This is a genomic window from Polaribacter vadi (assembly GCF_001761365.1).
Lineage (GTDB): Bacteria > Bacteroidota > Bacteroidia > Flavobacteriales > Flavobacteriaceae > Polaribacter > Polaribacter vadi.
Genome location: NZ_CP017477.1, coordinates 3,532,295 through 3,543,379 on the forward strand (window position 1 = coordinate 3,532,295; position 11,085 = coordinate 3,543,379).

Below are 11,085 nucleotides of genomic sequence, written 5' to 3' on the forward strand. Positions count from 1 at the left end.
TTTTGTGTCGAGAAGTTTTGTTTATTCAATTTTAACTTTAAAATGCAAAGCATCTTTATTATTGATATACAATGTTAAATCTGCATTTCTATTCGGATTTTTTATAGTTAAAGTAGCCATATTATCGACAACAGTAATCATTGGTTTTTGAGTATATTTATTACCAGTAATTGCATAAATAATTTGAGAAGTTGTATCTAAATCTTTAAATTTTAAAACGATATTTTCAGATCTTTTTAGATTGATGATACCATTTTGTGGCGAAATCAATTCAGAATCTAATGCTAAAAATGTATTGGTATAAATTGGCTGATTGTAAAATTCTTCCAAACTCATTTGGCCAAAATGTAAGACCCAAATAGCTTCTTTTGGATAATGAGTTTTAAATATTTTATCTATTGGAATATTATAAAAGTACTCGTTAAATTTACGAATCCATTTTCCATTATATTCATAACCAGCAGCCCAAGTTGCATCTAAAATAAGCCATTTTCCATCGATTTTAACAGCATTCCAAGCATGATTTGTACTGTTTGAAACTGTGCCAATTTCTCTAAAATCACTTCTAACATTTCCTTTGATAACTGCAGCTTCTATGTTTAATAAATCACATATTTTTTTGAAAGATTGTGCATAATCTTCACAAACACCCATTTTGTTTTTAAATGTTTCTGCAATAAATTGATTTCTTATGGTTTGTAATTTTAATACTCGCTCTTCTTCAGATGAATATCTAAAACGATAACTTCTTTTTCTTGGACTGTAATATTCTTTTAAATTATAACGAATATTTTTTGCTAACCAAAAAAAAGCAGCTCTTGCTTTGTCAGCATCACTTTTAAAATCTTTATCGATTCTATTTGCCAAATCTTCTACCTTATTAAATTTTGGATAATTTAAAACTTTAGCATCAACAGTATCAAAATTCTGAGAAAATGTGACAATCGAAATGAATAGAAATAAAAATATGAGTTGTTTCATTATAAAAAGGTAAACACTTTTAGAAATCAAATATTGTGCCTCAATAATTTATTTCAAAAAAAATAAAAACCCTTCAACTTTTAAAGATTGAAGGGTTTAAAATCGATATTAAAATATTTTATAAGCTATTTACAGTTTTACGAATCGCTACTAAATTGCTTAACAACTTTTCTAAATTGTCTAAATGCAACATATTTGCGCCATCAGATTTTGCATTTGCTGGGTCAAAATGAGTTTCGATAAACAAACCATCTACATTATTTACAATTCCTGCTCTTGCAATCGTTTCAATCATATCTGGTCTTCCTCCAGTAACTCCTGCAACCTGATTTGGTTGTTGTAAAGAATGTGTAACATCTAAAATTGTTGGTGCAAATGCACGCATTTCAGGAATTCCTCTAAAATCTACAATCATATCTTGGTAGCCAAACATGGTTCCTCTATCAGTAACCCAAGCCTTATGATTACCAGCATCTAAAACTTTTTGAACTGCATGTTTCATAGAAGCAGGACTCATAAATTGCCCTTTTTTTAAGTTGACAACCTTGCCAGTTTCTGCAGCAGCAACTACCAAATCTGTTTGACGAACCAAAAATGCAGGAATCTGTAAAACATCTACATATTCAGCAGCTTTTGCAGCATCAGAACTTTCGTGAATGTCTGTAACAGTTGGCACTTTGAAAGTTTCAGAAACTTTGCGTAAAATTTTTAATGCTTTTTCATCTCCAATTCCAGAAAAACTATCAATTCTACTTCTGTTTGCTTTTTTAAAACTCCCTTTAAAAATATAAGGAATCTTTAATTTATCAGTAATTGTTACTACTTTTTCAGCAATTCTTAAAGCCATTTCTTCGCTTTCGATAGCACAAGGTCCACAAAGTAAAAAGAAGTTGTTTGCTTCAATATTTTTTATATTCGGAATTTCAGATAAAATCATTTTTGTAAATTTTAAACAAAAATACATAAAATTTAAGCGTTATAAATGTTATATTTAGCATCTTAAAAATCAATATATAATGAAAAAAACACTATTTCTTTTAGCAGCATCAATATGTATAATTTCTTGTAAAAGCACAAAGAATACAACTGTTGAAAAATCAATATCAAAGAAAGTAAAAACGGAAATGCCATCTTTTTTTATTGATTCTGTGATGGTAAAAAAGCATTTGTATACGTTAGCATCAGATGAAATGGAAGGCAGAAAATCGGGAACACCAGGTATTGAAAAAGCTGCAAAATATATAGAAAATGAATTTAAAAGAATTGGTTTAACCACTTTTGAAGGATTAGAAACCTATAGACAAACTTTTAATTTTACACCAAGAAGAAGCAATGAAGAAATTACAAGTGCTAATATTATTGGGGTTTTAGAAGGTAAAAGTAAAAAAGACGAATATGTAATTATTTCTGCACATTATGATCATTTAGGAAACGAAGGAAAAGGAGATGATAAAATCTATAATGGTGCAAACGATGATGCTTCTGGAGTTACTGGAGTTTTAGCATTAGCAGAATACTTTAAGAAAGTTGGTAATGAAAGAACCATTGTTTTTGTGGCTTTTACAGCTGAAGAAATGGGTTTAATTGGTTCTACACATTTTGGAAAAGGAATTGACGCGACTAAATTTGTTGCAGGTATTAACTTAGAAATGATTGGTAAAATACCAAGTTTTGGACCCAATACAGCTTGGTTAACAGGTTTTGAAAGATCTGATTTTGGGAAAATTGTTCAGAAAAATTTGGAAGGTTCTGGGTATCAATTATTTCCTGATCCGTATAAAAGTTTTAATTTATTTTTTAGATCAGACAATGCTTCTTTAGCACGTTTAGGAGTTCCTTCTCATACTTTTTCTACAACTGCAATAGATGTTGATAAAGATTATCATAAAGTTTCTGATGAAGCTGAAACTTTAAATATGACCATTATTACACAAACAATTCAAGCAGTTGCAAAAGGAACAAAAAGTATTATTGATGGAAAAGATACACCTACAAGAGTGGTATTAGAAGAATAGCAATATGAAAAATTTAAAGTATTTGTTTTTGGTTTTGTTGATGAGTTGCTCAACGTCTAAAGTAATCACAGATTACGATGATAAAGCTGATTTTTCGAGCTTTAAAACCTATGCTTTTTATAAAGATGTAGGAAAAGGTTTAAATGAATTGGATGTAAGAAGAGTAACTTCAATAATGAATACTGAATTGAATAAATTAGGAATTCAAAAATCTGAAAACCCTGATTTTTTTATCAATATTATTTCAAATACTACTGAAGCAACTAACAATAATACAATTGGTATTGGAGTAGGAAGTGGAGGTAGAAATGGTGGTTTTGGCATTTCTGGAGGCATACCCATTGGAGGTAAAAAGTTAAACGAAGAATTTATTGTTGAGTTTGTAGCTGCAACTAACAATACACTTTTTTGGGAAGCTGTTTTAAATTCAACAATAAATGAGAATAGAAAACCCGAGGAAAAAGAATTTCATTTTCAGGAAATTATAAAAATCATTTTAGAGAAATATCCACCAAAACAAAAATAGACACAAAAAAATCCTCTAAAATTAATTAGAGGATTTATTTTTTTAATAATGTTTTAATTAAAACTGGTATCTAATTCCAAAAGCGATATCGTTTCCAAAGTCATTATAACGATCTCCAAAACCAAACTCAGGTCTATAATCTAGAGAAAGTAAAATTGGCGTATTTGGGAAATTGTACTCAATACCAATATCACCAGCAGCAAAAACAAAAGTTTCAGAATAATCATCATTGTTGTTGTTATTGTTGTTATTTCCACTATAACTTGCTAAACCAGCACCAACACCTGCATACCAATTAAATCCACCTTCAATATTCCAAAGCCATTGGTACAAACCTGTTGCTTTAAAACCATCGTAATTATTACTATTACGTAATCCTAAATCAATTTCTAGTCTGTTATTACCACCTAAAGCTCTTTGGTAAGAAATCTCACCTCCAAAACCGTCATCAGACCCTAAACGCAAACCAATTGCATTTTCAGAAATATCCTGTGCATTTATTGTTAATGCTGAACTCACTATAAATCCTACTAATAAAAGTACTTTTTTCATAATTTCTATCATTTTGATTGAACTACAATATTAGATATAAAAGGCATATCTAATTAACTCTATCAGAAAGTTTATTAACACTTATGTTTAATTATTTATTTTTAAACGAACACCTTTTGAATGACTGCTAAATTCAGGTGCATACATACTTTGGATTGTAGAAATTCCGTTGCTAAAGTTCCCAGCATTGTTTACACGAACATCATATTCAAATACATAAACACCTTTTGGTAACTTATCAAAAAAGAAATTGGTTGCAGCATCTTTAGTACTTTCATAATACCCTAAATTATCTTGCCATTTATAGGTTGATAATACATTAATTGGCTCAACTCCAGAAGCTCTCATATCTTTTAAATGAATAAACTCCATATCTCTATCTGAACGCAATTCAATTCTTACCGTAATTAAATCGCCAACTTTAAGTTGCGTGTTTTCATTAATTAATTTTAGTTCTTTTCCAGTATCAGCATTTACTTTTAAAAACAATTTCTTGTTTAATTTTAACGGACTTTTTGCGGATGTAATTTTGTCTAAATCTTCAAAATATTGCCAATATAAACCTCCCCAAGCAATTCCTTTTTCTTTTTTGTTGATAGTAATTGTTGCCATTGCTGGTTTTATTTCTTCAGTATTCCAAGAAGTTTTAAAATAGCCAGTTCCAGCTTCCACTTTTACGTTTTCTATTTCTGATGGATTTATTTGTTGATTTCCAACTTTAATAGTTACCATTTCTGTGATAGATAACCAATCATTTCCATTTAACAATAATGCATACACAGCTTCTGTAGTGGCTTTTGTAGTTTTCCATTGATTGGTTTGTTTATTTTTTAACAACCAAATTTTAAGATTATCAATAGTTTCAACATCATTTTCAATTTCAGAAAAAGTTTCAATCATTAGAGCTTGCGTTTCAACAGGTGCTTGATAATAGTAATAACCAGCAGTATTGCTTTTCCAATACATTCCTAATTCATCAGAAGTTATCGAATTTTCTTTTAAAGATTTTAGAATCTTGTTTGCAACTGTTTTTTCATCAGCTCTAAAAAGTGATAAGGCAATTTGTCCTTTTGCATATAAATTATAAGCATTCCAATATTTTGCAGACTGATTTTGATAATATTTTACAGCAGATTTTGTTGTATCATCTAAAGAAATATCACCATAAAAACTACGCATATATAAATACTGGATGGTAGCATAGTTCAAATTATTTTTTGATAAATATTCTTCGTATTTCTTTTCGCCTTCTTTTTTAGATTTTGATTCCTCTTTAATTTTTCTAGCTCTTTCCAAGAGTTTTTCATAATTTTCTAAGAGTTCATCATCTAAAAATTTCACAGCTTTTTCAATCATGTTTTTGGTTGATGGATCAAAATCAGTAACTCCTAATTTTTGTAGATGCCCAAAACCAGTTGCAATATGTTGGGTAATAAACGTATTTGCATATTTACTGCCTTTAAACCAAGGAAACCCACCAGAATTCATTTGGTTTTCCTGCAATTTGTTAATGGCTCTTTCTTGCTCGTTTTTCATTTTATTTAAATCGAATAACAACGCAATTCTCTTTTTTTGTTCGGTTTCAGATTGTGCATCTCTTAACCAAGGCGTTTCTTGAATGATTAACGATTTTAACTCTTGGTTTTTTTCTAAATTCGATAAAAGTGCATCAGAAGATTTCCAAGCATTAAAAACATTTTGAATTTTAGGGTTTGAATTCGCCACAAAACTCGCTAACGTATTTGCATAATATCTAGAAAAAATTTGTTCTGAACATTCATAAGGATATTCCATTAAATAAGGCAAAGCCTGAACTGCAACCCAAACAGGATTTGAGGTCATTTCTAGTGTTAACTTATGATTTTTTAACGTTGATGAAGTTGAATTCTTCAATTTGTCCAACGTAAAAGTTTTAGTTTCGTTCGATTTAATAAACATTGGAAGTGTTTCTGTAACCAACATTCTATTGGTTAAAACAGGCAACACATTTTGTTCTCCATCAGAAAAATCGCCAGATTTTGCCACAATTTTATATTGAACAGCTTGCATATTTTCTGGAATTGCTAAACTCCAAGAAACGTTTGTATTTCCATCTTTATCAACTACAAAATTCTTGTTTGATTCTAGGTTTTGTAATTCCGAATCAATTTCTTTTCCAGAAATAGCATCTGTTAATATCAATTTTGCAAAACCACTTAATTGATTATTTGTTAAGTTGGTAATTTTTGCATTCAACGTAATTGTATCTTTTTCTCTCAAAAATCTTGGTGCATTTGGCACCACCATTAATTCTTTTTGAGTAACAGTTTGCAAGGTTTTTGTAGCTGATTTTAAAGTTGTTGAATGTGCTAATAATTGCAATTTCCATCTTGTCAAGGCTTCTGGCATTGTAAAAGAAAAACTCACTTTACCATTTTCATCTGTTTTTAACTGTGGATAAAAGAAAGCAGTTTCTTTAAAGTTTTTACGTGCTTGCACTTGAGATAATGCTGCATCTATTTTTTCTTGCCCAGATTTTGTGGTGATAATTACAACGCCATTTGCACCTCTTGAACCATAAAGTGCAGTTGCAGCTGCGTCTTTTAGAATAGAAATATTTGTGATGTTACTTCCATTTTCATCAAAAGAATCCACAATAACACCATCAACAACATACAAAGGTTCTGTATTTCCATCTAAAGAACTTACTCCTCTAATTGAAATATTTTTATCAGAACCAGGTTGTTCAGAAACGCCATCTATAGTAACTCCAGCAACTCTTCCTTCTAAAATACTATTTATATCAGAATCATAAGCTACTTTTTCATAAGAAATAGATGCTTTTGAATAAGCTTTTCTATTTGTTCCATAACCAACAACGACAACTTCATCCAAAGAGCTAGCATCTTCTTCTAAACTTACATCAATATTTGTTTGAGAATCGATTAAATATTCTACTGATTTATATCCTAAATAATTCACAACCAAAACATCTCCTTTTTTTATTTTGATGGAATAATTACCATCAAAATCTGTTTCTGTTCCAAAAGAGGTTCCTTTAATTTGAACATTTACTCCAGGCAAAGGTTCTCCATTCTTATTACTGATTAAACCTGTAACTGTACCATCAAAATCTGTTCTTGTACTATTAATTTTATTTTTAGTTTCTCTTAAATATTGTTGATTTAACCATCTGTTATTATTCAAACTAAAGCCAAACCAATTGTAAGAACTAGTACCAATTGATGGGATTTGATAATAATTTCTTTCATTATTTTTGATGTAAAAACTAGTATTTCCAAAACTTTTATTGGCATTACTAGTTTGGTAAGAACTGTAGTTTTGTTTTCCAGCAATTGGATTAAAATTCCAATTATGAGCTTTAAAATCATCTAAAGACGCATCATACATGCTTGCTAAAACTTCTGCTGCAACTGCATCATTTTTATCATCTTTGATGGTAAAACTCCAAGTTTCATTTTGACCAGGTTGTAATTTATCTCTAAAAATATTGGTGATAATTTCTATAGACTCTTGCTTTTCAGGAACATTAATAAGTAGGTTTCCACTTTCGAAATAATTGTAATTAACATAGTGATATTTAACAGCAAAACCACCTACATCTTCCTTATTTATAGGAATTTTAATTGTTTCTATACAGTTGTTTAATTTGATCAATTTCGTGTCAACAATTTTATGATTCTTTTCAATTTGAACAATTACTGTCATGTTTTTAGAAGCAGAACCCATTTGAATTTCAACTTGATCACCCACATTGTAAAAAGTTTTATTTGTGTTGATCGTAAAAAGTTGATTATCGGCTACATTTTTATCTTTTGAAGAGAAAATTGTAATTCTTTTTTCGTCTTTTACTTCTTGTCCAAATTTATCTTCGCTTTCTAAAACAACGATATATTTTCCTGAAAGCCAACTTTTAGTGTTTTTTAAAATGATTTCTTTTGATGATTCTGTATCAAACTTTTCTGTAAAAACAAGTGCTCCTTTTTTCCAGTTTTTTTCATCACCTTCATCATCTGTATACGGATCATTTGGAAACAATTTTCGGAATTCATTTTCAGAAATATCTTGATAATCTGGAGCAGACCAAGGTCTGTTTCTTAACGGATTTTTTGGCGCTTGTAATTTGTAAATTTTAACAATACCTTTTGCAGCGACAAACTCATCATTTAAATTTTTTGTTTCAATTTTAACAATCGTTTCTTTTTGATTTTTATCAATTTTATCATCAATCAAAATAGAAGCAATTAAAGAATGATAACCAACTTTTACAATAGTTGTTGCACTTCTTGTTTCGCCATTAATGTCAGTAACATCCGCAGTTATTTCATAATTAAAAACGGGGTTACTTTCTTTGTCTACACTTTCATCAGGGATCGCCTTAAATTTGATAAAGAAATTACCAGATGCATCTGTGATGCTTTCTCCATTGGTAATTTCTTGCGAATTAGAAGTCGGATTTGGTCTTCTCCAATAATACCAACTAGGATATTGCACTTTTCTGTGTACTCTATAAACCACTTTTGCATCAGTAATATTTGCACCAGAAAACGCTTTTGCAAAACCATTAATTTTAATTGAATCGTTTATTTTAAAACTTTCTGTGATGGGTTTAAATTCGGTCTCAAACTTTGGTCTTTTATATTCTTCTACAGAAATTGTAACAGAATTATTATAATCGATATCAAAATCTGCATTCTTGTAAAATTTACTTTTTTGTGTAGAACTTTCATCAACATCAATTGTAAATTCGCCTGTTAAACCATTGTTTGGAATTATAAATTGGCCAGCAACAGAACCAAAATCGTTTAGTTTTAAATCTAACGTTTTTACAATTTGGTTATTCACATCATACAAAGTAACCTCAACAAATTCGTTTTTAAAAACTTCGGATGTATCTCCTTGTTTTTTAATAACAATTGTTTTAAAATATACAATTTGTCCTGGTCTATAAATACTTCTATCTGTGAAAATAAATGGTTTTATAATGATTTCTTCATTTGCATTATTCTCATTGTTATTAGAGTTTTGATTGTACAAATAATTATTATCAAAAATTGCAAAATCATTTTTAGTTGAAATTGTAATTTCTACATTATTGTAGTAATCGTTACTTTTGTAAGAAGCAAAACCATTTTTATCCGTTGTTAATTTTTTGTTGATTAATCTGCCATTATTTCTTTTTTCATTTTGTAAATGAATTTCAGCATTCTTAATTGGTTTTCCTGTAGTTCTATCAACTACTTGATAATTGTATCTTCCATCAAAAGTATTTTCAATCAATGTTAAGTTGGTTACTTGAATTGTGGTAGTTCCGTAAACTGAGTTTTCGTTTAAATCATCATTTTCTGAGGCCAAAATTAGATACATTCCACTTTCAAATTTTGGTACAATAACTTCAGTTGAATGTTCTAAATAATCATCTTCATTTCTTAGTTTGTGATTCCAAGTTTTTAATTTTTCTAACTTGCTGATAAATGCCTTTTTATCATCAAACTTATAAATTTTATTGAATTCCTCTAGTTGTTTTTGATTGATTTTATACCCCGTAAAAAATAACTTTTCGACATTTTTATAGGTAACTAAAAGTCTCGAATTTTTAGCAATAGGAATATATTCCTCAGCTAAAATAGAAAGCGTTTTTTGCTCAATTTGATTTTTTAAAACAAAACATTTTTGTGCTCCTAAACTCTTTGGGAAATCTTTTATAACAGTATTACAAATATCAAGAGCTTCTTTATTCTTCGCTTTATTTTTATAAATTTCAGCAATTTCAAATGCATACAAACCACTTGCTTCATCATTCTTAAAATTTTCTTCCGAGGTTTTTAACGTTTCTAATAGAATACTATCCTTATTTTCGAAAGTTGCATTTTGATACACAAAATTAATTCGCTGAACATCGATATTTGCAAACGCATTTTTATTGTTTGTAATGCTATGTAAATGAAGTAAATTTTGATAAATTTTTAAAGCATTCAATTCTAAAGACAAACTATCTTTTGATGTGATTTTTAACGTGGAAAATGTTTTAGCATCACTCAAATAATCAGAACTATCAATCGTAAATTGATAAGAAGGTTTGGTGATGGAAGTCTCTGAAGATTTATAGAATTGAAGAGCGTTATTCGCTAAAAAATCGAATAGAGTAGGAGTGTATATTTTAGCAGTATGTTGAAGTTGTAAAATATCGGAAAACTCATCAATATTAATTTTTTGTAATAACTTTTCCTCTTGTAAAGATGCTTTGAAATACGTGTGAATTTCCTCAAAAAGCGTGTCTAAATCCCAAGTTCTAAAATCATTAACATCGACTTTATCTTGAGTTTTTGTTCGGTTATAAAATTTATATCTATTTTGAGTAAAATATTGCCAATATAAGTTCGCTAAAACATTTTCTAACACATTTTTTGTTGGAGATACATTTTTAGCAATTTGCTCTTTAAAATTATGAATTACCTTTAGTTGTGCATCCTCTTCTAATGTTAATGAAAATTTACTTTTGTAAAAAAGCGACTTTATAATTTGTGAAGAATTGTTCGTTTTTTCTGCTTTTGTATAAATTTCTTCTACAATTTTTAAAGCCGATTTTGGCAAACCATCAACCTCAAATTTTTCGACTTGTTGCCAAAGTTTCTCAAAATCGTTTTGAGCATTTGTGGTTAAAGAAAATAAGAATATCATTACTATTGTTGTTGTAAATTTTTTCATTATTCATTAATTTTAAAAAGATTCCTAAAGTTTATATCTCTTGGTTTCATTTGAAATTGTTAATCCCAATAATCAGGAATTTATGCTATAAAGCACGTGAAATTTATTTTATAAAACTATCCATAATTAGCGAACGCGTCTTTTTGGTTCGTAAAACCGCTTTTTTATTTAGTTTCTTCTATGGTAAACTCATTGATTTGTTTCTCGAAAATTCATTTATCCATAAGTTTTTCTAAATTATATCCCATAACTATTTGAAAAAATAAATTTCGTGATTTTATTGCTTTTAAATTAACGCATTTG

Annotated in this window: 6 protein-coding genes; 2 read left to right on the forward strand and 4 right to left on the reverse strand. The window is 29.0% G+C overall.

The genetic code is table 11. The features are described 5' to 3' along the window. Positions 1 to 21 precede the first annotated feature (21 nt). Both LPB03_RS15250 and kdsA read right to left on the reverse strand, forming a co-directional pair. Complete coding sequence (locus tag LPB03_RS15250) at positions 22 to 981, reverse strand: transglutaminase domain-containing protein (protein WP_065320268.1); 960 nt, start codon at positions 979 to 981, stop codon at positions 22 to 24. Positions 982 to 1,099: 118 nt separating this feature from the next. Further along, the gene (kdsA, locus tag LPB03_RS15255; protein WP_065320267.1) at positions 1,100 to 1,918 is read right to left on the reverse strand and encodes a 3-deoxy-8-phosphooctulonate synthase; all 819 of its coding nucleotides are present in this window, start codon (positions 1,916 to 1,918) and stop codon (positions 1,100 to 1,102) included. 79 nt (positions 1,919 to 1,997) lie between these two features. On the opposite strand from kdsA, the gene LPB03_RS15260 reads away from it, so the two are divergent. Then, positions 1,998 to 2,996 (forward strand): M28 family peptidase, encoded by a 999-nt coding sequence (locus LPB03_RS15260; protein ID WP_065320266.1) that lies wholly within the window; start codon positions 1,998 to 2,000, stop codon positions 2,994 to 2,996. 4 nt (positions 2,997 to 3,000) lie between these two features. After that, positions 3,001 to 3,522, forward strand: a complete 522-nt coding sequence (locus LPB03_RS15265; protein ID WP_065320265.1) for a DUF4136 domain-containing protein — start codon at positions 3,001 to 3,003, stop codon at positions 3,520 to 3,522. 57 nt (positions 3,523 to 3,579) lie between these two features. Here the strand turns inward: LPB03_RS15265 and LPB03_RS15270 are convergent, their stop codons facing one another. Both LPB03_RS15270 and LPB03_RS15275 read right to left on the reverse strand, forming a co-directional pair. Further along, positions 3,580 to 4,074, reverse strand: coding sequence for a hypothetical protein (locus LPB03_RS15270; RefSeq protein ID WP_065320527.1), 495 nt, complete (start codon positions 4,072 to 4,074; stop codon positions 3,580 to 3,582). An 87-nt stretch (positions 4,075 to 4,161) separates the two neighbouring features. Next, a complete protein-coding gene (locus LPB03_RS15275) occupies positions 4,162 to 10,782 on the reverse strand; it encodes an alpha-2-macroglobulin family protein (RefSeq protein WP_065320264.1) in 6,621 nt (2,206 codons plus the stop codon). Between the last annotated feature and the right edge of the window lie 303 nt (positions 10,783 to 11,085).